This is a genomic window from Thermoflexus sp. (assembly GCF_034432235.1).
Classification (GTDB): domain Bacteria; phylum Chloroflexota; class Anaerolineae; order Thermoflexales; family Thermoflexaceae; genus Thermoflexus.
The window spans coordinates 1-25,367 of the sequence record NZ_DAOUCJ010000075.1 but is presented as its reverse complement, the minus strand read 5'-3'; the positions used below and the strand labels follow the sequence as shown (position 1 = coordinate 25,367).

The following is a 25,367-nucleotide window of genomic DNA, read 5'->3' as shown; positions in this document are numbered from 1 at the left end:
CTGACCCCCGGTTGGCCCACCCCCAATTATTTTTCCTCTCTTCTCTTCTCTGCGGGAAGGGCTTAGGAGGGAAGGGCCCAGCGATCCGTGCTCCACCAAACTTCCATACTCCGCGGGACAACCTGCCGCCTGACTCCTGCCGGGCTGGGATGCGGGAAAGCGGGACGGTCCTTTCCCCGGCGTTTCGAGGCGGAACTGGCCGTTGAAGGCGGCCGGCCCAGCCCCGAAAGCCCCCCAGCGGGGAAGGGAACGAATGACGGAGCTCCGACCTGATATGGGAATGGCGCTGTGGGAGGGGCCAGGGGGTTCCCCCCCGAAGGCCCGGTCCAGGGGATCGCCTCCGACGTCGAGGAAACGTCAGGGAAACGTCGGATTTCCGTCCAGCGGAGAAGCCGGCCGTGGCGTATCCTGTAAAGTGAGCAGCGGGCGGAACCTCTTCTCCTCCTTTTAGCCGAGCGCCGGGGATGGCGGCCCCCGGCGCTTCGCTTTTTATGCGGGACGGACGCCGCTAGGCCTGGATCCGGGGGGGGGCGGGATGGCCCTTCCCCCCGCCGGGGATCCGACGGCGCTGGGGAACTCACCCGGATCACGGCCGGATCGGGGGGTCTGGCGCGGCTTCCCCTGCCGCCGGCCGGGGCACCCGGGAGAGGGCCCGGGCCTGGGCCTCCGCCCGGTAGCTGCTGCGCACCAGCGGGCCGCTTTCCACCCATCGGAACCCCAGCTCGTAGCCGATCCGTTTCAGCTCCTCGAATTCCTCCGGCCGGTAGAACCGCTCCACCGGAAGATGGTTCCGGGAAGGCTGGAGATACTGACCGATGGTGAGGATATCCACGCCCACCGCTCGCAGATCCTTCATCACGTCGATGATCTCCGCCCACGTCTCCCCCAGCCCGACCATGATCCCGGATTTGGTGACGCATTCCGGCCACAGCTTCTTGGCGTTGGAAAGCGTGGCCATCGCCCATTCGTAGCGATCCTGAGGTTGCACCTTCTTGAAAAGCCGGGGCACCGTCTCCACATTGTGGTTGAAGATGTCCGGCCGCGCCTCGATGACGATGCGCAGGGCATCGATCGATCCCTTGAAGTCCGGCGTGAGCACCTCCACCGTGCAACCCGGAACCCGCTCCCGGATCCGGCGGATGGTCATCGCGAAGAGGGTGGCACCTCCATCCGGCAGCTCGTCCCGGTTGACCGAGGTGATCACCGCGTGGGAAAGCCCCATCGCCCGGACGGCCTCCGCCACGCGGTTCGGCTCATCCCAATCCACGGCGAGCGGGCGGCCGGTTTTGACTGCGCAGAACCGACAGGAACGGGTGCAGACGTCCCCCAGGATCATAAACGTCGCCGTGCCGCGCCCCCAGCATTCCCCGATGTTCGGGCAGTGGGCCTCCTCACAGACCGTGTGGAGGCGCTTGCTCCGCATCAGCCGGAGCACGAATTCATAGGTCTCCCCCTGGGGGGCCCGAACTTTCAACCACTCCGGGCGCCGCGAGAGACGGGGCGGGGAGACCGGGGCCGCTTCCAGGGGGATGGGCTCGCGGATCGTGGAAGCCATTCGCTCACCTCGTTCCGGAGGTTGGCCGATGACGCGTTCATCCTAACACAAAAGCGGGCCGGGATGCAAACTCTGGCCCCCTTTCCGTTTCAGGGCGTCGGCACGGCCGCCCCGTGGCGCTCGCGGAGGCGCCGGGCCGCCGATACCATATGGCGCAGGGAGGGGATCACCTCCTCCCACCGTCGGGTCTTAAGCCCGCAGTCCGGGTTCACCCAGATGTTCTCCGGAGGGATCACCCGGATGGCCCGTTCGATGATCGCTTCCATGGATTCCGGCGTGGGGATGGCGGGGGAATGCACGTCGTAGACGCCCGGGCCGATCTGGCGCTCATAGCGGTGGCGCTCGAACGCGTGGATGACCTCGCCCCGGCTCCGCGTGGCCTCGATGCTGATCACATCGGCGTCCAGGGCGTCGATGTATTCGATGATCTCATTGAACTCCGAGTAGCACATATGGGTGTGGATCTGGGTCTCCGGCCGGGCCCGGGAGGCCAGACGGAAGGCCTTCACCGCCCAGTCGAAGTATTCAGGCCACCGCCGCCGCTTGAGAGGTGCCCGCTCCCGAAAAGCCGGCTCATCGATCTGGATCACCCGGATCCCCGCCGCCTCCAGATCCCGCACCTCATCCTGAATGGCCAGGGCCAGCTGGAAGGCCACCTCCTGCACCGGGATGTCCTCCCGGATGTAGCTCCAGGCCAGCATGGTCACCGGCCCGGTGAGCATGCCCTTCACAGGCTTCGCGGTCAGGGATTGAGCGTAGGCGATTTCTTTCAGGGTCATCGGCCGGGGCCGATGGACATCCCCATACAGGATCGGCGGCCGATACACACGGGTGCCGTAGGAGAGGATCCAGCCGTGCTGGGTGATGGCGAAGCCCTCCAGGCGCTCGGCGAAGAATTCCACCATGTCCGAGCGCTCGAACTCCCCGTGGACCAGCACATCCAGGCCCAGCTCTTCCTGGACCTGGATGACATACCGGATCCGCTCCCGGATGAGGGCTTCGTATTCGGCCTCCGGAAGCTTCCCCGCGCGATAGGCCGTGCGGGCCCGGCGCAGATCCTCCGTCTGGGGGAAGCTGCCGATGGTGGTGGTGGGGAAGAGGGGAAGAGGCAGCCGTTCCCGCTGCCGTCGGGATCGCTCTGCGTAGGGGAGGTCGCGGGAGAAATCCTCCGGCCTTAAGCGGCGCACCCGCTCCTGGACCTCCGGGCGATACCAGTGATCGGTGGGGTGGGCTGGGGCATTCCATCGCCGCACCGCTTCGGTCTCCCCTTCGGTCATCAGGGTTTTGAGCAGGTGGAGCTCCTTGAGGCGTTCCGTGGCGAAGGCGATGCGCTCCTGAAGGGCCGGATCGAGACGGGATTCCAGCTCGACGGTTACGGGGAGGTGATAGAGTGGCCCGGCGTTGGAGATCCAGATCTCGGCGGAAGTCCACCGGCGGAGCGCCTCGATCTGCCGCGCGGCCTTCCGGAGATCCGTCTTCCAGACGTTGCGGCCGTCCACGATCCCGGCGATCAGGATCTTGTCGGAGGGGAAGCCCGCCCGCCGGAGCGTGTCCAGGTTCTCCGCGCCGTGGATGAGATCCAGCCCGATGCCCCGCAACGGCATATCGTAGAGTTGCTCGAGGAAATCCACGCTATCGTAGTAGGTGAACACCAGGAGCTCCGCCTCCCGGCCCAGGGCGGCGTAAGCCTCGCGGATCAGCGCGATGTGCTCGGGCGGCACGTCCGTCACCCATGCAGGCTCATCGACATGGATCATGGCGGCGCCGGCCGCTTTCAGGGATCGGAACAGCTCGGCATAGGCTGGGATCAGCGCGCGGAACAGCGCCCCGAAGGCCTCCGGGGGATATCCCTTGCTGAGCCGGAGGAACGTATACGGGCCGATCACATACGGGATGCCGTCCGGGGTCTTCCGGAACGCTTCGAGGGGTTTGTTCCAGGCGACCCGGAAGGCCGGAGGTTGCCCCCCCGCAAAGGGGATCTCCGGGACCAGGTAATGATAGTTGGTGTTAAACCATTTGGTGAGCTCCAGGGCCTTCTCGCCCCGCGCCAGCGCGAAGTAATCCTCCAGCCGCTCGCCGTTCAGGTAAAGCCCCAGGATCAGGGCCGTGTCCAGCATCGGGTCATACAGGGAGAGCTCGCCGACCGGGAAGCGATCCACAAAGCGTCGATAGGTCTCCAGGCGCTCCGCCTCCAGGGCCTCCAGGCCAGCGACCAGCTCCGCCTCCTGAAGCTTCCCGGCCCAGAAGCCCTCGATCAGGGATTTATATTCCCGTTTGCGCCCCAGGCGGGGATAGCCATACGCGTAGGTGTGCATCGGTCCCTCCTGCGAGGAGAGTATTGAAGGATCCCAGGCCCATCCCGGCCTTCCGCTCACCATTCCCGATACCGTTCCTCCCGCCACGGGTCCCCCCGCATATGATAGCCGGCCTGCTCCCAGAAGCCCGGCCGATCCTCGGCCATGAACTCCAGCGCCCGGAGCCATTTCGCGCTCTTCCAGAAATACAGGCGGGGCACGATCAGGCGGAGGGGGTAACCGTGCTCGGGCGTCAGCGGCTCCCCGTTGTAATGGGTGGCCAGCAGGGCGTCTTCCATGTATTCCATCGGGATGTTGGTCGTGAACCCGTATTCGCAGTGGGCCATCACGTAGCGGGCCTCAGGCTTCACCCGAACGAACCGCAGCAGATCCCGAAAGGCCACCCCGGTCCAGGTGGTATCCAGCTTGCTCCACCCGGTGACGCAGTGCACATCGATGGTGATGGTGGTCCGGGGGAGCTGCTGGAACTCCTCCCAGGTCCAGCGCTTCTCCTCTTCCACCAGCCCGAAGACCCGGAAGTCCCAGGTCGCCGGATCGAACTTCGGGATCGGCCCGTAATGCAGCACCGGGAATTTCTCCGTCAGGACCTGCCCGGGCGGCAGGCGCCGGGCGAACCGGGCCGCTTCCTCATGAATCTTCCGTTCGAACCGCATTGCCCCCTCCATTGGATGATCGGATTGTGGGTTCCCGGAGCGCCATAAGAAAGGATAAAGGATAATGGAAACCACGCAGTCTCCGGATATCCCCGGGCCGGATGCTGTGCGGCCCGGTTACTGGAGATTCTACACGGAATGGCGCCCGGAATCGAGAATGGGCAGATCGCCCAGCGCCTGATCCTGGGCCTGGCGCTCAGCGGCCTCACTGGGGGCATCGCCTTCCGGCTGGGCATGCTGGCCGGGAGCGGATGGCTGGGAGCGGTGCTGGTGGGCACGGCGGTCTTCGGTTTCGGAGGATGGCCGTGGGCGGTGCTGCTGATCGCGTTTTTCATCTCCTCCTCGGCGCTGACCCGCTATGGATCCCGGCGGAAGGCGGAAGCGGCCCTGGACTTCGCCAAGGGCGGGCGTCGGGACCTGGGGCAGGCGCTGGCGAACGGGGGGGTCGGGGCGATGCTGGCGATCCTCTGGGGGTTCTCTCCGCATCCGGCGTTCTGGTGGATGTTCGCCGGGAGCCTGGCGGCCGTCACGGCGGATACCTGGGCGACGGAGGTCGGGCTGCTCCGTGGACGTTCCCCCTGGGATATCTGGAGGGGGAAGCGGGTTCCTCCGGGAACCTCCGGGGCGATCACGCGGGAGGGGACGATCGCCGGCGGGCTGGGGGCGCTGGGGATCGGGATCCTGGCGGTCGGGCTGAGCCCGGTGGGCGGATCCCTCGGGATGGCCCTGCCGGTGGGGCTGGCCGGCTTCCTCGGGATGCTGCTGGACAGCCTGCTGGGCGCGACGGTGCAGCAGATCTACTGGTGCGATCGGTGCGGGAAAGAAACGGAGCGTCGGATCCATCGCTGCGGCCAGCCGACCCGCCCGCTGCGGGGATGGAAAGGGCTGAACAACGATGGCGTCAACGCCCTGGCCGCCCTCGCCGGAGCCCTTGCGATGGGTCTGTGGATCATCGTCCGGGGATAATCCATCCGGTTGGGACACCTGTCTTTCCCATCGGAGATCAGCGGCGTAGGTCTTATCATGATAAAGGAGGCCATGGATGGCCGGGGAGGAAACCCTGTTCTGCGCCTTTCATCCCGGCACCCCCACCGCGTTGCGTTGCAACCGATGCGGGCGGCCGATCTGCATCCGGTGCGCGGTTCAGACGCCGGTGGGATATCGCTGTCGGGCATGTGTGGCCGGCCAGCAGGCGGTTTTCTTCAACGCCCGCCCGCTGGATTACGGCCTGGCGGCCCTGGTGGCGACGGCGATCGGCCTGCTGGCCGCTCCCATCGTCGCCGCTCTGGGCTTCTGGGTGATCTTCATCGGCCCGCTGGTGGGGAGCCTGGCCGCGGAGATCGTGCACCGGCTCATCGGGCGGCGTCGGGGGCGCTGGATCTGGCTGGTGGTCAGCGGGGGATTGGTCGCTGGGCTTGCGCCCTTTCGCCTGCCGCTCCTGCTGGCTTTTCCCCTGTTTCTCCCACGCCTCCTGTGGGATGGGATCTATCTGGCCATGGCCATCAGCACGGTGATCGGCTACCTTCGGTTCTGGCGATGAGAGGATCGACAGGCCGCGAGTCTATCGATACGGGAGACGGGATGCTTATTGAGCTGCACGTTCGGGATTTCGCCATCATCGATGAGGTCACCCTCCGCCTGGAACCCGGGTTGAATGTGCTGACCGGGGAAACTGGAGCCGGGAAATCCATCCTGGTGGATGCGGTGGCGGTGCTGGTGGGCGGCCGGGCGGATGTGGAGATGATCCGGGCCGGCGCGGAACGGGCCCTGATCGAGGGGCTGTTCCAGGTGGACGCCGCGGTGGGTGCGCTGCTCGCCCCGATCCTGGAGCAGCATGGCCTGCTGGAGGCGGAACCCCCAGGGGAAGTGGTGTTGAGCCGGGAAATCCGTCCGGGGGGTCGACATGTGGCCCGGGTGAACGGCCGGCTGGTTCCCCTGCATGTTCTGAGGGAGATCGGGCAGATCCTGGTGGATATCCACGGGCAGACGGAACACCTCTCGCTCCTGCGCCCCCGGGAGCAGCTGGAGCTGCTGGACCGATACGCGGGGGTCGGGGAGTTGCGGGCCGCGCTGGCGGAGCGGGTTGCCCGCTGGCGGGCGGTGCGCCGGGAGATCGAACAGCTGCGCCAGGACGAGCGGGAGAAGGTCCGTCGGATGGATCTCCTCCGCTTCCAGATCGAGGAGATCGAGGCGGCCCGGCTCCGGGAGGGCGAGGAGGAGGCACTTCTCCAGGAGCGAAATCGCCTGGCGAATGCGGAGCAGCTGGCCCATCTCGCGGATGCCCTCTATCGAGCCCTTTACGAGGGGGAGGAAGAAGCGCCCTCGGCGCTGGATCGTCTGAGCGAGGCGGCGCGTTCCCTTCAGGCCCTGGCGCGCATCGATCCCCTCTTCCAGCCTTATATCGAGACCATCGGAAGCCTGATCGCTCAGGTGGAGGACCTGGCCCACATGGTCCGGGATTATCGGGAGGGGATCGAATTCAACCCCCGGCGGCTGGCCCAGATCGAGGAGCGGCTCGATCTCATCCGGCGGCTCCAGCGGAAATACGGGGATACGATCCCGGAGATCCTGGCCTATGCGCGGCGTGCGAAGCAGGAGCTGGAGACCCTGGCCCACGCGGAGGAGCGACTCACGGCCCTGGAGGAGGAGGCCGAGAGCCTGCTGCGGGAGATCGGGGAGCTGGGGCTGCGGCTCTCCCGTCAGCGCCAGGAGGCCGCGGAGCGGCTGGCGCGGGAGGTGGAAGCCCAGCTGGCCGATCTGCGGATGGCCGGGGCGCGGTTCGCGGTAGCCCTGGAACGGGTGCCGGACCCGGAGGGAGCTTATGCGGATGGCACCCGCTGGGCGTTCGACGCCACCGGGCTGGATCGCGTCACCTTTCTGATCGCTCCGAACATCGGGGAGGGATTGCGGCCCCTGGCTCGCATCGCATCGGGGGGTGAGACCTCCCGGCTGATGCTGGCGCTGAAAGTGGCCCTGGCCCAGGCGGACCCCGTCCCCACGCTGATCTTCGATGAGATCGATCAGGGGATCGGGGGACGGGTGGGGGCGGTGGTCGGGGAAAAGCTCTGGCGCCTGGCCCGCCACCACCAGGTCCTCTGCGTCACCCATCTCCCTCAGCTGGCCGGGTTCGGGGACACCCATTTCAAGGTGGAAAAGCATGTGATCGGCGATCGCACGGTGGCCCGGGTGGCCCGGGTGGAGGGGGAAGAGCGGGTGGCGGAGCTGGCGCAGATGCTGGGGGGAACCGGCCGGGCAGCGGTGCAGAGCGCCCGGGAGATCCTGGAATATGTGGCGCGGGTGAAGACCGGGGAGACCGCCCGTTCCGCTTCCCGTCGCCGGTGAATCCGAAGGATGGATCAGGCCCTCTTGTCTTCTCCCGGGGCGGGCGCGCCGAAGGCCTGCCCCCCTATTGCCCCAAAATCCTCCCGTCCTCCGGCTATCCATCGTTCGCCTCCCGCCCGGAAGCAAGAACCGCCTCTCCGATCGGGAAGCGACCCGGAAGGCCCATGGGGGGAACACCCTGCAGCGCAGCTCCGAATTTTTGACAGAGAGGCTTCTTCCCGCTACGATATTATTGAAAAATTTTTTCAGTAAGCGAGGGGCGGCGTGAGCTGGGAGGAGCGGTTGAATCGGGCCGGGTGGCGCGTCACAATGCCCCGTCGGGTGGTGCTGCGGGTCCTGCAACAGGCCAGGCGTCCGCTGTCCCCTCAGGAGATCCACGCCCGGGGGCGGCGGATGCATCCCTCGCTGGGGCTGGTGAGCGTCTACCGGGCGCTGGAGGTGCTGGAGCAGGCCGGGCTGGTTCGCCGGGTTCATCAGGAGGCGCGCTGCGACGGTTATATCCTGGCCTCGCCGGGCCACCACCACGTCCTGATCTGCCGCCGCTGCGGGCGCGCCGTGGAGTTTCCCGGCGCGGAGGACCTGAGCGGCCTGATCGCCCAGGTCGAGCAGCGGACGGGGTTTCGCGTGGAGGATCATCTGCTCCAGCTGATCGGTCTTTGCGCGCCATGTCGGAAGTAGAGAGAGGAGGAACCTATGCCTGGGTTTCCACGCCTTCCTCACATCGGGCGGATCGCCGTGGCGCTGACGATCCTCCTGACGGCGTGCGGAGCGCCGGCGGCCGCTCCGATCCCCACGCCTCGCCCTCTGACGGTCGCCGCTACGACCCCTATCGTGGGCGACGTGGTGCGCCGGATCGGCGGCGAGCATGTGCAGGTGACGGTCCTTCTGCCCCTGGGAGCCGACCCCCACGCCTTCGAGCCCAGCCCTCAGGATATCGCCCGGGTGGCCGACGCGGACGTGGTGTTCGCCGTCGGGGCGGGCCTGGAGGTCTTCCTGGAGCCGCTGTTGCGGAGCGCGGGGGGGAAAGCCCTGCGCGTGGAGCTAACCGAGGGGATCCCCCTGCGTCCATTCGAGGTGGAAGCCCATTCCGAGGGACAATCCGCGGGGGGGACCGAGCTTCACGCCCACGGGGAGTGGGATCCCCACGTCTGGCTGGATCCGAACAATGTGATCACCTGGACCCACACCATCGAGGCCGCGCTGAGCCGGGCCGATCCGGCGCGGGCGGATCGGTATCGGCGCAACGCTGAGGCCTATCGGGCGCAGCTCCGGGAGCTGGATGCCTGGATCCGGGAGCAGGTATCGCAGATCCCTCCGGAGCGTCGGAAGCTGGTCACCGATCATCAGGTCTTTGGCTATTTCGCCCACCGGTATGGATTTGAGCAGGTGGGGGTCATTCTCCCCGGCGTGAGCACGGTCGCCCAGCCGTCGGCCCGGGAGATCGCTGCCCTGGAGGAAACCATCCGTGCTCTGGGCGTCCCGGCGATTTTCGTGAGCAGCACGGTGGATCCAGCCCTGGCCCGGCGCATCGCTCAGGATACGGGAGCGCGGCTGGTGCAGCTGTATGTGGATTCCCTCAGCCCGCCGGGGGGAGAGGCGGATTCCTACATCCAGATGATGCGCTATAACGTGCGGCGGATCGTGGAGGCGCTGCGCTGAACCGGCCAGCATTCCGGTCCAAAGGGAGGGGGCGATGGGGCTGGTGAATCTGTGGCGGAAGGCCACCTTGCGGGAGCGAGATATCGATCATCCCCCGGGAGAACCGATTGTGGAAGTCTCCCATGTGTCCATGCGCTATGATCGCGTGGTGGCCCTGGAGGATGTTTCGTTCACCGTGGAGGCGGGGGAGCGGATCGCGATCGTGGGCCCCAATGGAGCGGGCAAGAGCACGCTTCTGAAGATCATCGCGGGGGTGCTGACACCGACGACGGGCTCGGTGCGGATCTACGGCCGTGGCCCCGGCGGGCATCTCTGTATCGCCTACATCCCCCAGCGGAACCAGGTCGACTGGAATTTTCCCCTGACGGTTGCCGATGTGGTGATGATGGGTCGGATCGGGAGGATGGGCTTGTTGCGCCATCCCGGACCCCGGGACTGGGCGATCGTTCGCCGCGCCCTGGAGCAGGTGGGTATCGCGGATCTGGCCGATCGCCCCATACGGGCGCTCTCCGGCGGGCAGCAGCAGCGCATGTTCATCGCCCGGGCCCTGGCTCAGGAGGCGGAACTGCTGTTGATGGATGAGCCGTTCACCGGCCTGGATCTGCCGGCCCAGGAAGGCATCCTGGAGATCCTGGAGCACCTCCGCCGGCAGGGGGTCACTATCCTCCTCACCACCCACGATCTGGAGCAGGCGTCATCTTCTTTCGATCGCGTGTTGTTGCTGAACCGGCGCCTCATCGCCTTCGGGCCTCCCGATATGGTCTTCACCCCAGAGGCCCTGCGGGCGGCTTATGGGGGGCACCTGCGCCTGATCCCCGTGGAAGGAGAGCTGGTCGCTATCGGGGATACCTGCTGCGAGGGAGGATAAGCGGTGGGGGAGGTGCTGCGCGTCCTGCTGGATCCTCTGCAGTATGCCTTTATGGTGCGGGGGTTGATCGCCGCGGTGGTGACCGGCGGGCTTTGCGCGCTGGTGGGGACGTATGTGGTGTTGCGGGGGATGGCGTTCTTCGGTGACGCCCTGGCCCACTCGATCCTTCCCGGCCTCGCCCTGGGTTACCTGCTGGGAGGCGGCTCCCGGGATTCCCTGTTCTGGTGGGGCCTGGGCACGGCGATCCTCGCGGCGCTGGGGATCGGGAGCCTCAGCCGGGGAGGCCAGTTGAAGGAGGATACGGCCATCGGGGTGTTGTTCGCCGGGGCCATGGCCCTGGGGGTCCTCCTCATCTCCACCTCCCGAAGCTACGCCGTCGACCTCACCCATCTGCTCTTTGGGGATGTGCTGGGCGTGGGGGAGAGCGATTTGATCCGCCTCGGGATCTTCGCCGCTTTCGTGTTCGCTTTCATCATTTTCTTTTACAAAGAGTTCCTGGTGATCTCTTTCGACCCCACCCTGGCGATCACCCTGCGGCTTCCTACCCGCCTGCTGGAGGACCTGCTGCTCATCCTGATCGCGGTCACCATCGTGGTGGCGCTGCAGACGGTGGGGGTGGCCCTGATGGTGGCGATGCTGGTGACCCCGGCGGCGACGGCGTATCTGCTGGCCCGCCGCTTGCCGACGATGATGGCCCTCTCTGTCGCCCTGGCGTCCTTTTCCGCCGTCGTCGGACTGTATGCGTCTTACTACGCCGGCGTGGCCTCCGGAGCCGCCATTGTGCTCACCGCGACAGTGGTCTTTCTGGTGGTCCGGCTCCTGCAGATCGTGCGGGGATCGTCCCGGGCGTGAGGGAAGGTGTGCGCCGTTGATCCTCCTGTACCGACCTCTCGTGAGCGAAGAGCTCGGGCGTTATGGCGGGGGAACGGATCCTGATTGTGGAAGACGAGGCGGCGGTCGCCCGGGGCCTGGAATACGCTTTGAAGAAGGAAGGATACGAGGTCCTCTGGGCGGATACCGGGGAGAAGGCCCTGGAGGCGGCCCGCCAGTGGGATCCGCATCTGATCATCCTGGACATCCGGCTGCCGGACCTCAATGGCTTTGAGGTTTGCCGCCGGATGCGCGGCGAGGGCCTCCGCCAGCCGATCCTGATGCTCACCGCCCTGGACGAGGAAGTGGATCGCGTCGTGGGCTTGGAAGTGGGGGCTGACGACTATGTGGTCAAACCCTATCGGCTGCGGGAGCTGATCGCCCGGGTGCGGGCGCTGCTCCGCCGCGCCTACGGCGAGCTGGCCATGGTCGCTCCCGGGGAACGGATCCGCTTCGGGGACATCGAGGTGGACCTGGGGCGGCTCCAGGTGACCCGGGCCGGCCAGCTGGTCCCCCTGACCCCCACGGAGTTCCGATTGCTCCGGTTCCTGGTGACCCATCCGAACCGCCCTTTCTCCCGCGAGGAGCTTCTCGAGGCCGTCTGGGGCTACGACCGTGAGGTCCTGGATGATCGCACGGTGGACGTCCACATCCGCCACCTGCGGGAGAAGCTGGAGGAAAACCCCTCCGCCCCTCGCTGGATCGTCACCATACGCGGCGTGGGCTATAAGTTCCAGCCGTAGAGGAAGGCGAGCATCCAGTCGCCCACCAGGAAGCGCCGGTCCAGCGGCGTGATGCGTCAGGTATTAAATGCCAGGGAAGTATAGCATGGGGTGGAATAAAGGCAAAAGGGGAGGGGACAAGGCCAGGGGATGCTCTCCCGTGGGAAGACCAAAATGGTTACAAAGCGGTATCCTACAGAGGTGTTTCCATGCCCACATTGACCATCAAGAACATGCCAGAAGACTTGTACCGGCGGTTGAAGCGTCGGGCCGAAATGCATCGCCGCAGTCTGAACAGCGAAATTATCTTCTGTTTGGAACAGGCGGTGGGCGCTTATCGGGTGGATCCGGAGATCTTCCTGGTCCGGGCCCGGCAGTTGCGGGAGAAGACGCGCATGCATCCCCTTGACGAGGCAACTTTGAACGCGGCCAAGCGGACAGGGCGGCCATGATTGTTGTGGACATCAATATCATCGGGTATTTGTACCTAAACCAGCGAGTACTCTGCTCTGGCGGAACGGGCTCTGTTGAAGGATCCGGAGTGGGCGGTGCCCTTGCTGTGGCGGAGCGAGTTGTGGAATATCCTCGCCCTCTACATGAGGAAGGGGTGGTTATCCCTGGAAGATGCTGTGAGTATCATGGATGAAGCCATGCGCCTGATGGCGGGGCGGGAGTACATGGTGAACTCCCTTCACGTTCTGGAGCTGGTGGAAAAGAGCACATGTTCGGCATATGACTGCGAGTTTGTGGCCCTGGCGCAAGAGCTGGGAGTGCCTCTGGTAACGAGAGATCAGCAGATCCTGCGCGATTTCCCTCGGGAGGCGGTGTCCCTGGAAGCTTTCGCTCAAGGCTGACCTGGCCCAGGAACGTTGCGCTTCCCCCGCTCCTGACCGGCCCGCGACGCCTGCCGGTGGGTGAACCGTCTCCTCGAGCCACGGGAGGGTCAAAACGAGTATGGTCCTGAATTCACTGGTCGGCCCGCAACCGACACGTCCTGTACCCCCGCCGCAGCCGCCTCCGGATAAAGCGTTCGATGTACGGCCGCGCGGCCTCCGGGTCGGGAAAGCGCACGGGCGGGAGCACGCGCGCCAGGCTCCCTTGCGGCCGTGCACGCGGACAACGGCCGGGCCGAGGAGGGTGTTCGCGAAGTACACGGCGTAGAAGCGGCGCTCGTTCCTCTCCGGCCGGGTCCGTTCCAGGTAGGCGATGAGCATCTCAACCCCTGACGAGCTCCTGTTTCCCTCATTCCAGCACCCGGTGCTTTCTCATCTGCCTGGACAGAATTTTGAAATGACTTCCCAGTTACCGAAACGATAGCACCCGCTGGCGTTCCGATCAAGCGCCTGGAACAGAGGTTCGAGTGAGCGAGGCCCCATCGACACCTTAGCCGCCCTGTTAAGAAGCCTTAACAGGAGGACAACCGGGGCACAATGCTCCGGGCATAGCATGTTCCTCACGGACAGGCCTTCTGAAGAGGAGGGGAACCGATGCGCCGGTGGGTGTGGATCGGTCTGGGGGTTCTGGGAATCGCGGGGCTGATCGGCGTCGTTGTGGGGACGCTGTTCCTGCTCGCCCGCGGAGGGGTGCTCTTCCGGGTCATGGCCGCTCCGGCTCCCACTGCCTCTCCGACCCCGGCCCCCGCCCGGACGACCGGCCTCCTCATCCTGGAGGTGGAGCCCGGCGGTCCGGCGGATCGGGCGGGGCTGGTCCGGGGGGATCTCCTGCTGGAGGTGGACGGCGAGCTGGTCCGTTCCCTTATGGATTTGCGAGCCATCCTGGGCCGCCATCGGCCTGGGGATGCGGTGACGGTGACGGTGCAGCACGGGGATGAGCGACGCTCGCGGATGGTGATCCTGGGGGATCGGAATGGGCAGGCCTATCTGGGGGTGGTGATCGCCCCGGAGTCCGGTGAGCGCTTCCCCTTCCCATGGAATGGAAGGGGGTTCTGGGGTTGGGGTGGGCCGTGGGGGCGTTTCGGGCCCCCTGCGCCGGCGGCCCTGATCCTTTCCGTGGAGCCGAACAGCCCGGCCGAGCGGGCGGGTCTCCGTCCTGGAGACTGGATTACCGCTGTGGATGGGCAGGCCCTGGGCCCGGATGGGGATCTGGCCGTCCGCATCGTTGCCCACCGCCCCGGGGATCGCGTGACGGTGACGGTCTGGCGGCCGGGGGAGGGCGAGCGGGGGGTGGAGGTGACCCTGGGCGAGCACCCGCAGCAGCCCGGTCATGCTTATCTGGGGGTCCGATATCGCCCGTGGGGCTTCGGCCCCCTCCGCCGGCCCACCCCCACACCTTCCGGTGAGTAGGGCAACGGCAAGCCGTTGCCCTACGAGGAGGCACCATGCGGACGTTCTGGCGGATCCGTTCCATCCGCGGGTGGCTGATCGGAAGCTACCTGCTCCTGAGCGTGGTGGCCGTTGGGATCACCGGGGTGCTGACGGTGAGCCTGCTGCGCGCCTATGGGATCCGGCAGGAAGAGGCCGTGCTGCAGGCGAATGCGGAGGCGGTGGCCCGGCAGGCCCGGGCGTTCATGGAGCCGGCGCCGTGGCCCGAAGGGTTGGCCCGCCTGGCCTATGCCACCGCCTTCCTGGGGAACGCCCGGGTGCGGATCCTGGACGCCCAGGGCCGGGTGCTGGCGGACTCCGGCCCGCTGGTGGAAGGCGGCAGGGCGCTGTGGGTTGCGCCGGCTCCTCCAACCGCTCCCAGCACCGGTGCTACTGAGTCTCCACCCTGGGCCTCTCTGTATCTCCCGGGTCCGGAGATCCCCTCGGAGCCGGGATGGGGGCCTCGGGGCCTGCGCTGGATGCGCATCCGCCAGTTCCGCAGCCCGTGGGGAAGCCGGTTCCATTTTGAGAGCTTCCCCGGATCACCGGGGGCTGAGGCCGAGGGGACGGCGTTTGTCCTCCCCCTCATCGCGCGGGCTCCCATCGGGGATCCGCAGGCGCCCATCGGTTATGTGGAATTGCAGGCGGGGGTGGAGCCCAGCCTGGAGGTGATCGCTGCGACGACCCGCGCCTTCATCCTCGCCGGGCTGGGCGCGGCGCTTCTCGCCGGGCTGCTGGGCCTGGGGGTGAGCGAGGCCCTGAGCCGCCCGATCCGCCAGCTGGCCCGCGCGGCGGTGCAGATGGGAGAGGGAAACCTTCACATCCGCGCGCCGGAGGCGGGCCCGGTGGAGCTGCGCCATCTCGCCGCTGAGCTCAACCGGATGGCGGAGCGCCTGCAGGCGAGCTTCGACGCCCTGGCCCGGGAGCGGGATGCCCTGCGCCGCTTCATCGCCGATGCCTCCCATCAGCTCCGCACGCCCCTGACGGCTCTTCGAACCTTCCTGGAATTGCTGCAGGGGCCGGTGGCGGAGGACCCGGAGGCCCGGGTCGCCTTCCTCGCCGAGAGCCAGGCCCAGGTGGATCGACTCGCGTGGATCACCCAGAACCTGCTGGATCTCTCCCGCCTGGAAGGGGGGCTGATCCAGCTGGAGCGGGCGGAGCACCCCCTGGCGGATATCCTCCGCGCCGCGGTCTCCATGTTCCGGGAGGCCGCCGCGCGCAAGGGATTGACCGTGGAGCTCACGTTGCCCGAGGGGCTGGGGGAGATCTCATGCGATCGCTGGCGGATGGAGATGGCCCTTTCGAATCTGCTGGACAACGCGGTGAAGTTCACCCCGGCCGGCGGGCGGATCGTTGTCGGAGCACGCCGGGAGGAGAACCGGGTTCGGATCTGGGTGGAGGACACCGGCCCGGGGATCGATCCGGAGGATCTGCCCCACATCTTCGAGCGCTTCTATCGCGGGCGGAACGCCACAGCGGAGGGAAGCGGGCTGGGTCTGGCCATCGTGCGCTGGATCGCGGAGGCCCACGGCGGGCGGGTGGACGCCCACAGCCAGCCCGGCCGGGGCAGCCGCTTCGAGTTGATCCTCCCTCTATGAAGGGGGGCCCTCATGCCGATACCCCGAGAACCGACGATGGCTCGTGAGGATGCGGACAGTTGATCTGCCGCCGGCGCATGATCTGGCCACCCACCCGGAGGCGCGCCTCACCGATCTGGAGTAAGGAGGTGCCGATCCAGGGCGTCCAGGAGACGCTTTCGCGCTGAATCCTATGGGATGAGGAGGGTGTGATGCGAAAAGGATGGCGGGGGATTCCCATCCTGCTGATGCTCGCGCTGATCACCGCTTGCGCGGGGGCTTCCACCGCCCGGCCCCCCCAGGGCCAGAACGCGGTGGTCCGGGTGCGCCGGGGCACCCTGGAGGTCACCGTCAGCGGGTCCGGCAGCCTGCAGCCGCACACCCTGGTGAACCTGGCCTTCCCCCAGTCCGGCATCGTGCGCAAAGTCTATGTGGGGGTGGGGGATGCCGTGAAGGCCGGCCAGGTGCTGGCGGAGCTGGACACGAGGGATCTGGAGCTCCAGCTGCAGAACGCCCGCGTCAATCTGGAGATCGCCCGGATCCGCCTCGCCCAGGCCCAGGCCACGGCGCGCACGCGCCCGGCGGATCTCGCCGCGGCGCAGGCGGCCCTGGCCAGCGCCCAGGCCAGCCTGGAGGCCCTGAAGTCCGGGCCTGATCCGCGGGATGTGGAGATCGCCCGGCTGAACTATGAGGTGGCCAAAAACGCCCTCTGGCAGGCCCAGCTCAGCCGGGATAAAACGGCCGGTTCGCCCAGCGTCTCCCCGGTGGACCTGGAACTGGCGCAGGCGCGGGTGGGCCAATCGGATCTCCAGAAGGAGATCGCCCGCCTGCAGTATGAGAAGGCCCAGTCCGGACCCACGGAGCAGCAGCGGAAGGCGGCCGAGGCTTCCCTGGCGCAGGCTCGGGCGAACCTCGCCCACCTGCAGGCGCAGGATCCCAGCCTGGACGTCCAGCTGGCCCAGTATCAGGTGCAGCAGGCAGAGATCGCCGTGCGGCAGCTGGAGCTTCGGCTGGAGCAGGCCCGGCTGGTGGCGCCCATCGATGGGGTGGTGACGGCGGTGAACCTGGTGGAGGGAAGTCCGGCCCCCACCGGGATGCCGGCGGTGACCATAGGGGACCTGCGCCATCTGGAGGTGGCGGTGAACCTCCCGGAGGTCGATGTCGCCCAGGTTGCCCCGGGACAGGAAGCCGTGATCATTCCGGAGGCTGCGCCGGACACCCGCCTCAAGGGGAAGGTCCTCTCGGTGTCGCCGATGGGAACCCAGGTTCAGGGGGTGGTGAACTTCCCGGTGACCATCGCCCTGGAGGAGAACACGCCGGCGGTGCGCGCCGGGATGACGGTGCAGGTCCAGATCACCGTCGCCCGTCGGGAGAACGCCCTGCTCGTCCCGCGGCGGGCCCTGATCACCCGGGGTGGACAAACGTTCGTGAACGTGATGCGGGATGGTCATGCGGAGACGATCCCGGTGCGCGTCGGGCTGCGCGGGGACACCATGGCGGAGGTCCTGGAGGGGTTGCAGGAGGGAGATGGGGTGGTGATGCCGGCTGCCCAGGCCGGGGCCTCCAGCACCCGGGTTCCGGGGCCCGGGTTCTTCGGCCCGGGGATCTTCCGCTGAAGTCAGGCCAGCCGCCGGACCGCCGTCTTGCGGCGCCCCGACATCTCAACAGGCGCACCCTCTTACGGGAGCGGCCGGAGCGAAGGGAGGCGAGGATGAATCTGGTCGAAGGATTCCGGATCGCCATCGCCAGCCTGATGGCCAACAAGATGCGTTCCTTCCTGACGATGCTAGGGGTGATCATCGGGGTGGCCTCGGTGATCGCCCTGCTGAGCATCGGCCGGGGAACTCAGGAGGCCGTGCGCGCTCAGATCGAGCGCATCGGGACCAATCTGATTTTCATCACGCCCGGGTCGATTCGGGTAGGGGGCATCGCCCAGGCGCAGGGATCCGCTCCCACCTTAACGTATGACGATGCCCGGGCTCTGATGGATCTCCCGGGCGTTGCATCGGTGGCACCGGTGTTCCAGACCAGCGCCCAGGTGATCTACGGGCGGACCAACCTGCGCGTCTCCGTCCAGGGGGTGACGCCGGCGTTCTTCATCGCCCGCAACCTCCAGGTCGCCAGCGGCGATCCCATCGCGCCCTCCCACGTGGAGACCGGAGCCCCTGTGGCCGTTCTGGGCGCGAACGTGGCAGCCCAGCTCTTCCCCGATGGGGATCCCATCGGGGGCTTCGTCCGCCTCAACAACCTTCCCTTCCGGGTGATCGGCGTCCTTGCCCCGGTGGGCGGCACCGGGTTCGGCAGCCCGGACAACCAGATCTTCGTCCCGCTGCCCACGGCGGTTCAGCGGCTGGCCCGGGGCGGCCAGTTCCGGGGCAGCGAAGTGGTCTCCCAGATCCTGGTCCAGGCGAACGGAGCGGACCAGATACCAGCCGTGATGGAAGCGATCCGAGCGACCCTCCGGGAGCGCCATCGCCTGCTGGATGGCGATGAGGATGATTTCACCATGGTCAGCCAGCAGGATCTGATCCAGGCTTCCGCCCAGATCACCGGGACCCTCACGATCTTCCTGGGGGCCATCGCGGCCATCTCCCTGATCGTGGGCGGCATCGGGATTATGAACATCATGCTGGTCTCGGTGGCGGAGCGGACGCGAGAGATCGGCCTGCGCAAGGCGGTAGGGGCGCGGCGGCGGGACATCCTGCTGCAGTTCCTCACCGAGGCCGTCACCCTGAGCGGCCTGGGCGGGCTGATCGGCGTGGGCCTGGGGATCGGCATGGCGAACCTGATTCGCGGCATCCCGGTCGGCACCGGGACGCTCCGCCCGGTGGTCGCCGGAGATGTCATCGCCCTGGCCCTGCTCTTCGCCGTGGCGGTGGGCGTCTTCTTCGGCATCTACCCGGCCTTCCGGGCCGCCGCCCTGAATCCTATCGAGGCCTTGCGATACGAGTGAGCGGGGAGGGATCCCGGAGATCGCCGCGCCCGCTCGAATTCCAGGGCAAAATGGAAGGCGTGCGGAAGGCGGACCGCGATCGCTGCCGTTCTTCGTCATCCCATGCGAACGGGAGGATACAGGATGGGAGATCCGGTGATGGTGATGGAGAAGGTGGAAAAAATCTACCGGCTGGGAAAAGTGGAGGTCCCGGCCCTGCGTGGGATCGATCTGGTGATCCGGCGTGGGGAGTTCGTGGCCATCATGGGGCCGTCCGGCTCCGGGAAGTCCACCTTGATGAACCTGCTGGGCTGCCTGGACACGCCCACCCGGGGCCGCTATATCCTGGAGGGCCAGGACGTCTCCCGGCTCTCCGATGACCAGCTGGCGGAGATCCGGAATCGGAAGATCGGCTTCGTGTTCCAGCAGTTCAATCTGCTCCCCCGGGCCACGGCCTTGCAGAACGTGGAGCTGCCGCTGATCTATCGGGGGGCGCGGGATCGACGGGACCGGGCCCGGCAGATGCTGGAGCTGGTCGGCCTGGGGGACCGGCTACACCATCGCCCCAATGAGCTCTCCGGCGGCCAGCAGCAACGGGTGGCCATCGCCCGGGCCCTGGTGACGGAGCCGGCGGTCATCCTGGCCGACGAGCCCACCGGCAACCTGGACTCGAAGACCGGCCGGGAGATCCTGGCCCTCTTCCAGCGTCTGAACCGGGAGCGCGGCATCACCCTGGTGGTGGTGACCCACGATCCCTTCGTGGCCCGCCACGCCGAGCGCATCGTCCGCATCCAGGACGGCCTCATCGTGGGGGATGAGCCGGTGACGCCCGAGGAGCGCATCCTCGAGGATGGAGCGTGAAGGGGGACGCGATGACCGCCCATGAACGGCGTTTCGACCCGCACCATCGCGATCGGTTGCTGGATCCCGCCCGCTGGGCGAAGTGGGACCCGCAGCCCCCGCCATGGGTGCGCCTCTTGCGCTCGGAGCTCCCACGCATCGAGCTGCCGGACGCCTCCGTGGACGCTGCGTGGGGGGCTTTCATCGTCCACGAGGTGGAGCACCTCGACGCGCTGATGCGGGAGCTCCATCGGGTCCTGCGGCCCGGGGGACGAGTGGGCCTGCTGGACTGGCGGCCGGATGCCGTGAGCGAGGAGGGCCCGCCCCGATCCCACCGCGTGGCTCCGGAGATCGTCCGTCAGGCCCTGGAGGCCGTCGGCTTCCACATCCTCCCCACCAGGTGGCAGTACGAGGACGCCTACCTCATCCGGGCCCTCCGGCCTTCATAAGCGGGGGAGCGGCTCGTGGTTGCCCTCTTGCTCGACCCGCCATAAGGACAGGCAACAACGATCCCGTTGAGGAGGAGAAGGACATGGCTCCAGCCCATCGCCTGTGGAAAGGGTTTCTGCTGCTCTGGATCGCAGTCGGGATGGCCGCCTGCGCCGCCCCGGCCTCGCCCGAGCTGCCCTTAGCGGTCACGCCCACGACCGTTCCCACCGAAGCGGGCGCGCCGGCCACCCCGGCCATTGTTCCAACTCAGGCCCCCTCCACCGATACCCGGGGCGATCGCCTCACGTATCTCGTGATCCCGGAAGAAAGCGAGGCCCGCTATCGGGTGCGCGAGCAGCTGGTGGGGGTGGATCTGCCCAGCGATGCCGTGGGCGTCACCCGGGCCATCACCGGCGTGCTGGTTCTGGAGGGCAACCGGGTCGTCCCTCAGGCCTCGCGCTTCCAGGTGGACCTGCGCACGCTGACCAGCGATCAGGCGCGGCGGGACAACTTCATCCGGCGCAACACCTTGCAGGCCGACCGCTATCCGTATGCCGTCTTCGTCCCTCGCGAGATCCAGGGGCTGCCCTCGCCCCTCCCCACCTCGGGTGAGCACACCTTCCGGCTGATTGGGGATCTGACGATCCGGGAGACCACCCGTCCGGTGACCTGGGAAGTGACGGCGCGGGTGGAGGGGGATCGCATCATCGCCCGGGCGCGCACCCAGTTCACCTTCGCTGACTTCGGGTTGGAGCCGCCTCGCGTGCCCGTGGTGCTGAGCGTGGATGAGACCATCCGGCTCGAGGTGGACGTGGTGCTTCAGCGGCAGCCGTGATCCATAGGGCGTGGGGTCGACAACCGTCCAGGATTTGATTCGCATGCGTGACGGGGAGGGCCGGACCGAGCCGGGGAAAACCCGGTCGGCCTGCGGCCCTCCCTGCCTTTACGCGGAAGTCTCCTGATCCCTCCGCTTGAAACCCGTGCGCGGGTCGCCCGCCCAAGCCCGGCCGAAAGTCCCCCCCGGAGGCGCCGAACGACCCGCCGGATCGTCCCTCCCGCTCGTGATCTGCTCCAGAATTCTAACACACCGGGGCCCGGTTTTGTCACGATCTTGTCACGATCGGCATGGAGAATTCGAAGAGAGATCCCCCACCATAAGACGGCTCACCGGGTATTTCACATGGGAAGCAACAGCAAGGAGGATCGGATGGTCATCGGGATCGCGGAGCCCTGCCCCCTGCGTCGGAAAGCCCTCTGGAGGGCGCTATGGAGCGTTCTTTTCTGGTTATGCGGGATGCTTGCCTGTGCGCCTTCAGCCTCACCCTCTGCTCCTCCTTCTGAAAGTTTCCAAGCTCCCGGGCGCGAGGAGAGCCCCGTGGCTTCGTCTTCTCCTCTGCCAACCCGGGAGCCCCTGCAAGCCTTTCCGGGGTTCCAGCTGGAGCGGGTGATCGGCAAGGGCATCCTGCAGGAGATTGCCTGGAGCCCAGAGGGGTCCTGGCTGATCGTTGAGACTGCGAAGGGCCTGGAGGGCCTCGCGCCGGAGACCGGCGAAGGAGTGTGGCAGCAACCGCTTCCGGCCCGGCTGAAAGCCCTGGCCCTCTCCTCGGATGGCCGCTGGCTGGCCGCCCTGATGGGCCGGGACCTGTGGCTGTGGGCCCATAGGGGTCAGGGAATCGAGCGAATTCGGGTCCTCTCCGATGCCATCGATCCCGCTTTTGAATCCCCTATCCTGGCTTTCTCCCCGGATGGCCGTCAGCTGGCCTGGACCGTTTCGAACGCCGTGCGCCGGATCCGCGTCCCCGAAGGGGACGAGCTGAGGAAAATCTTCTCGCCCGGGGCCGGATGGGTTGCCTTCGCCCCCGATGGGGAGACGCTGATCCTGGCAGGTCCATCGGAGGTGGAATGGCGACGGATCGCAGACGGAGTGGGGATCCGCCGGGTGGCATGGGCCCTCCCGCCGGGGGAGAGGGCCAGAACCTTCGCCCTCTCCCCGGATGGCGCGTGGCTGGCGATCGGGATCGGGGAGGAGGTGCTTCTCTATTCCGGGCGTGATGGACAACTCCGCAGGAAACTCCCTATCGGCAGCCGGGGGATCATCCGTCGTCTGGCCTTCTCGCCGGATGGGCGATGGTTGGCAGCCGGCACCGAAGGAGGGACGGTGGCCGTCTGGGAAGGAGCCGGGCAGCGCCTCCGATGGAGGCACGAGATGGGAGAGGGCGCCGTGGTGGGACTGGCCTTTGCCCCCAGGGACTTGCGGCTGGCCATTGCCCACGCCGGCGGCATCCTGGAGATCCGGCGTCTCCCGGAAGGGACGCAGGAAGGCCGCTGGGAGGGATATCTGGAGCCGGTGCTGGACCTGGCCTTCGGAGAAGATCGCCTGTGGATCGCGACCTACAGTCAGCGACCCCTCGAGGCCCCTCAGTGGATCGTGTCGCTCTGGGGAGGCCATCGGCCCCACGGCCCGGCGGGTGCAGCGCCTGACCCTGCCAGCGGAGCCGCTGGGCGCCTTCGCGCTTTCCCCTGATGGACGCTGGCTGCTGGCCCCCGATCCCGGCGAGCTCGGAGAGGGCGGGTGGGGAATCTGGCGAACGACGGATGGACAGCGCGTGCTCTGGATCCCTGGAGGTGGCACGGCCGCCTTCTCCCCCGATGGCGAGGCCCTCGCCCTGAGCGATCCGGCAGGCGGTCTTCGGATCCTCCGCCGCGCGGATGGGCAAGCCCTGCGCCGGCTGGATGGACTCTCCGGGAAGATCCTCTCTCTGGTGACCTTCTCGCCGGATGGCAACTGGGTGGCCGCCTCCGACGGCCGGGAAATCGGGGTGTGGCGGGTCCCGGATGGCGCCCTGAGGCAGCGCGTGAAGCCGGGAACCGGAAAGCCGATCGAAGCGCTGGCCCTCTCGGAGGCAGGCGAGTGGCTGGCCATCGCGGAGGGCGGCAGCAACGGCCCCTGGATCGCCCGGTATTCCGTGGCGACCGGACGGCTCCTCGGGCGCTGGGCGGCGGACACCGCGGCGGTGCTCCGCCTGGCCTTCGGGCCGGGAGGAACCTGGCTGGCCTCAGGCGGTGGAGAGGGAACCGTGAAAATCTGGCGGGTGCCCGATGGGGCGCTGCTCCAGATCCTGGAAGGCCACACGGACGCCATCCTCACCCTCAAAACCTCCCCCGACGGCCGAACGCTGGCCTCCGGATCTCTAGATGGAACCGTGCGCCTCTGGTCCCTGCACTGAACCCACCCCAATGGAGACGTTGTGCGGATGGCGAGCGAAAAGGCGGATAGGGAGGTCGTCGGGTTCCCAGCCGCCCTGGGCTGGGAACCCGGAAGGCCACTCTGTGTCCTCCTTTAGAGGACCACGGCTCCTGCCGGCTGGATCGAATGAAAACCGAAGGCTGATCCGAGCGGAGGGGAAGCGAGGACCGAACAATGGCTGCTGTAGGATGCGGGACGTTCCATATGCGTCGCCCTGACCTGGGAGGTGGAAACGCTCAGCGGCGGGCGGCTGGGCGTGCGGTCGCTACGGGAGCCCGAGGTCCAGGCGCTGCTGGACCGCGCCCGTCCCGGCTGGCAGTGGGAGCTGCCTCAGCGCAGGCACTTCCCTTGTAGGAGGAACATTATGTTGAAAAAGCGATCCGAATGCATGGCCTTGCTGTTTATCGCGCTCGCGTCGGGCTGTATCTCCGCGCCGCCTCAGCGCCCGCCGATCGCCACGCCGCCGGCCGGCGAGGGCTTGCGGCCCACACCGTCCACCCCCTCCGCCGCCCGCCTGTTGCCGCACAGCTGGTCCCCCACCGGGGAGATCCAGGTGGACTTCCTGTATCCGCCGGGCCATCTCTTTTTCTACGATAGGACAACCGGCCGGGTGTGCCCTTCCCCGGTCCCCGTGACCTATCCCTACTTCGCCAGCACCCTGGCCTGGATGCCCGACGGAACAGCCCTCCTGCTCTCGGCGGAGAACCAGCTCGTCGAGTTCACGCCATGTCGTGACCGATCCCCCGAAGCCGTTCGAGATCTGCCGGAGCCCATTTGGAGCATTCAGCGGGCGTCCCACCACCGTCTCCTCCTCCGAACCGCCGCCGGGACGTTGACCGGGGTCGAAGTGTCAACCCCTGAAACCACCCTGATCCTGAGCGGGGAAAGGAGCGATTATCTTTACGACCGGGAGACGCATGCCCTGCGCCGGCAGGATGGCCGCCTGGTGGCCGGCAGCTTCTCCCCGGATGGCACATACCTGGCCGTTTCCGACGACACGGGCACCCGAGTCATCCACCTGACGACCGGAAAGGTGAAGGCGGAAGCCACGTGGCAGTCCCAGCCGGCGGAGGGCGCGCCCGGCCCCGACCTCTGGTTGAGCAACCGGGAAGTGCTCATCACGGCTCCCGTGATCGGAGGGCCTTTGATCCTGATGCCCGGGAAAGGAGTGGTGCGCGGGGCGCCGGAATATCTCGGCATGGGCTGTTCCAACCGGGTCTGCAGGGCCCTGGGCACCCGTTCCGCCGACACCTATCATCTCCTCGTGCAGGCCCTGGGGAGGGAGGGACACGACGTCTGGTATCTCTACCACGCCGAGTCGGGTCAGGCCGAGAACCTGGGGCCGCTGACCGATCCCCGTTTCTCTCCGAACGGCGAGTGGCTCGCCGCCCTTCAGGATCTCAACGGTCGGGAAGCCTCCGCCGCCTGGGTGCGTTCCACCGATCCGCCGGGCCGCGAACCCCTGGTCTTCGCCCCGGTGCGCCCGCACGGCTTCCTGGCCTGGTCCCCGGACTCCGGGAGGCTGGCCCTGCACCTGGACGACGGGGTGGCCGTTCTGGAGCTGGCCCACGAATGGCGTTGGGCAGAGCGCTGGCGCACGGCGGGATTCGAGCCCATTACGGCGCGGTGGTCGCCCGACGCTCGCCATCTGGCGATCCAGGGGGTATCTCCACAGGCGGGAGGAGACAACGCATTATTGGTTGTGGCGGTTCCATGAAGATCTCCGCTGCCTCCCGACTGGGATCGCGCCCCCGGGATGAGGCCCATCGCCAGCCCCTCTGGATCATCGGGCCACCGCCGGGCCCGCTGGCACGAAGGCCCATTCCCGGGCGTTCAAGCCGAATCCGATCCTCCTGGTCCACCCTTGATCCGAATGTATGAGAATCCTAAAGTAGAATCCGGGCGGAGGGAACGCCATGGCGATCGGCGTGGTGAGCGGATGCCCCCTCCGGGCCCTCGGCCTCCAGGCCCTGGCCGAAGCGGAGGGCTTCCCCCTGGCCTGGATCGCCCCCACCGCGGCGGAGGCCCTTTGCCGCG

At 67.4% G+C, this 25,367-nt stretch carries 23 protein-coding genes; 20 read left to right on the top strand and 3 right to left on the bottom strand.

The window, feature by feature from the left end:
* Positions 1-586: 586 nt before the first annotated feature.
* From lipA to VAE54_RS08835, 3 genes are all read right to left on the bottom strand, one after another.
* Complete coding sequence (gene lipA / locus VAE54_RS08845) at positions 587-1,555, bottom strand: lipoyl synthase (protein ID WP_322801594.1); 969 nt, start codon at positions 1,553-1,555, stop codon at positions 587-589.
* A gap of 89 nt (positions 1,556-1,644) precedes the next feature.
* A complete protein-coding gene (gene metE / locus VAE54_RS08840; RefSeq protein ID WP_322801593.1) occupies positions 1,645-3,870 on the bottom strand; it encodes a 5-methyltetrahydropteroyltriglutamate--homocysteine S-methyltransferase in 2,226 nt (741 codons plus the stop codon).
* A 56-nt stretch (positions 3,871-3,926) separates the two neighbouring features.
* The gene (locus tag VAE54_RS08835; protein ID WP_322801592.1) at positions 3,927-4,523 is read right to left on the bottom strand and encodes a sulfite oxidase-like oxidoreductase; all 597 of its coding nucleotides are present in this window, start codon (positions 4,521-4,523) and stop codon (positions 3,927-3,929) included.
* A gap of 138 nt (positions 4,524-4,661) precedes the next feature.
* Between VAE54_RS08835 and VAE54_RS08830 the strand changes: the two genes are divergently transcribed.
* The 20 genes from VAE54_RS08830 to VAE54_RS08735 all read left to right on the top strand — a co-directional run bounded on the left by VAE54_RS08830 (position 4,662) and on the right by VAE54_RS08735 (position 25,047).
* Entirely contained in the window at positions 4,662-5,489 is an 828-nt protein-coding gene (locus VAE54_RS08830) for a DUF92 domain-containing protein (protein WP_322801591.1), read from the top strand.
* Between the two features lie 76 nt (positions 5,490-5,565).
* Entirely contained in the window at positions 5,566-6,063 is a 498-nt protein-coding gene (locus VAE54_RS08825) for a hypothetical protein (protein ID WP_322801590.1), read from the top strand.
* A gap of 41 nt (positions 6,064-6,104) precedes the next feature.
* Positions 6,105-7,865 (top strand): DNA repair protein RecN, encoded by a 1,761-nt coding sequence (gene recN, locus VAE54_RS08820; protein ID WP_322801589.1) that lies wholly within the window; start codon positions 6,105-6,107, stop codon positions 7,863-7,865.
* Between the two features lie 264 nt (positions 7,866-8,129).
* Entirely contained in the window at positions 8,130-8,543 is a 414-nt protein-coding gene (locus VAE54_RS08815; protein ID WP_322801588.1) for a Fur family transcriptional regulator, read from the top strand.
* Positions 8,544-8,558: 15 nt separating this feature from the next.
* Positions 8,559-9,524 carry a metal ABC transporter substrate-binding protein gene (locus VAE54_RS08810; RefSeq protein WP_322801587.1) on the top strand — a complete coding sequence of 322 codons (966 nt, stop codon included), beginning with the start codon at positions 8,559-8,561 and terminating at the stop codon, positions 9,522-9,524.
* Between the two features lie 34 nt (positions 9,525-9,558).
* Positions 9,559-10,392: a metal ABC transporter ATP-binding protein gene (locus tag VAE54_RS08805; RefSeq protein WP_322801586.1), complete on the top strand. Its 834-nt coding sequence runs from the start codon at positions 9,559-9,561 to the stop codon at positions 10,390-10,392.
* A 3-nt stretch (positions 10,393-10,395) separates the two neighbouring features.
* Positions 10,396-11,244 (top strand): metal ABC transporter permease, encoded by an 849-nt coding sequence (locus VAE54_RS08800; protein ID WP_322801585.1) that lies wholly within the window; start codon positions 10,396-10,398, stop codon positions 11,242-11,244.
* 62 nt (positions 11,245-11,306) lie between these two features.
* Positions 11,307-12,005 carry a response regulator transcription factor gene (locus VAE54_RS08795; protein WP_322801584.1) on the top strand — a complete coding sequence of 233 codons (699 nt, stop codon included), beginning with the start codon at positions 11,307-11,309 and terminating at the stop codon, positions 12,003-12,005.
* 188 nt (positions 12,006-12,193) lie between these two features.
* Positions 12,194-12,436 (top strand): FitA-like ribbon-helix-helix domain-containing protein, encoded by a 243-nt coding sequence (locus VAE54_RS08790; RefSeq protein ID WP_322801583.1) that lies wholly within the window; start codon positions 12,194-12,196, stop codon positions 12,434-12,436.
* A 96-nt stretch (positions 12,437-12,532) separates the two neighbouring features.
* The gene (locus VAE54_RS08785) at positions 12,533-12,838 is read left to right on the top strand and encodes a type II toxin-antitoxin system VapC family toxin (protein WP_416223791.1); all 306 of its coding nucleotides are present in this window, start codon (positions 12,533-12,535) and stop codon (positions 12,836-12,838) included.
* A 633-nt stretch (positions 12,839-13,471) separates the two neighbouring features.
* Entirely contained in the window at positions 13,472-14,287 is an 816-nt protein-coding gene (locus VAE54_RS08780; RefSeq protein ID WP_322801582.1) for a PDZ domain-containing protein, read from the top strand.
* Between the two features lie 35 nt (positions 14,288-14,322).
* Positions 14,323-15,903, top strand: coding sequence for a HAMP domain-containing sensor histidine kinase (locus VAE54_RS08775; protein WP_322801581.1), 1,581 nt, complete (start codon positions 14,323-14,325; stop codon positions 15,901-15,903).
* 191 nt (positions 15,904-16,094) lie between these two features.
* Positions 16,095-17,498 (top strand): efflux RND transporter periplasmic adaptor subunit, encoded by a 1,404-nt coding sequence (locus VAE54_RS08770; protein ID WP_322801580.1) that lies wholly within the window; start codon positions 16,095-16,097, stop codon positions 17,496-17,498.
* A 95-nt stretch (positions 17,499-17,593) separates the two neighbouring features.
* Complete coding sequence (locus VAE54_RS08765) at positions 17,594-18,835, top strand: ABC transporter permease (RefSeq protein ID WP_322801579.1); 1,242 nt, start codon at positions 17,594-17,596, stop codon at positions 18,833-18,835.
* A gap of 123 nt (positions 18,836-18,958) precedes the next feature.
* Complete coding sequence (locus VAE54_RS08760; protein ID WP_322801578.1) at positions 18,959-19,675, top strand: ABC transporter ATP-binding protein; 717 nt, start codon at positions 18,959-18,961, stop codon at positions 19,673-19,675.
* Between the two features lie 11 nt (positions 19,676-19,686).
* The gene (locus VAE54_RS08755) at positions 19,687-20,103 is read left to right on the top strand and encodes a class I SAM-dependent methyltransferase (RefSeq protein WP_322801577.1); all 417 of its coding nucleotides are present in this window, start codon (positions 19,687-19,689) and stop codon (positions 20,101-20,103) included.
* An 83-nt stretch (positions 20,104-20,186) separates the two neighbouring features.
* A complete protein-coding gene (locus VAE54_RS08750; RefSeq protein WP_322801576.1) occupies positions 20,187-20,918 on the top strand; it encodes a YceI family protein in 732 nt (243 codons plus the stop codon).
* A gap of 540 nt (positions 20,919-21,458) precedes the next feature.
* The gene (locus VAE54_RS08745; protein WP_322801575.1) at positions 21,459-22,607 is read left to right on the top strand and encodes a hypothetical protein; all 1,149 of its coding nucleotides are present in this window, start codon (positions 21,459-21,461) and stop codon (positions 22,605-22,607) included.
* Positions 22,552-23,310 (top strand): hypothetical protein, encoded by a 759-nt coding sequence (locus VAE54_RS08740; protein WP_322801574.1) that lies wholly within the window; start codon positions 22,552-22,554, stop codon positions 23,308-23,310. The genes VAE54_RS08745 and VAE54_RS08740 overlap by 56 nt, the downstream gene beginning before the upstream one ends.
* A gap of 384 nt (positions 23,311-23,694) precedes the next feature.
* Positions 23,695-25,047 (top strand): hypothetical protein, encoded by a 1,353-nt coding sequence (locus VAE54_RS08735; protein WP_322801573.1) that lies wholly within the window; start codon positions 23,695-23,697, stop codon positions 25,045-25,047.
* Positions 25,048-25,367: the final 320 nt, after the last annotated feature.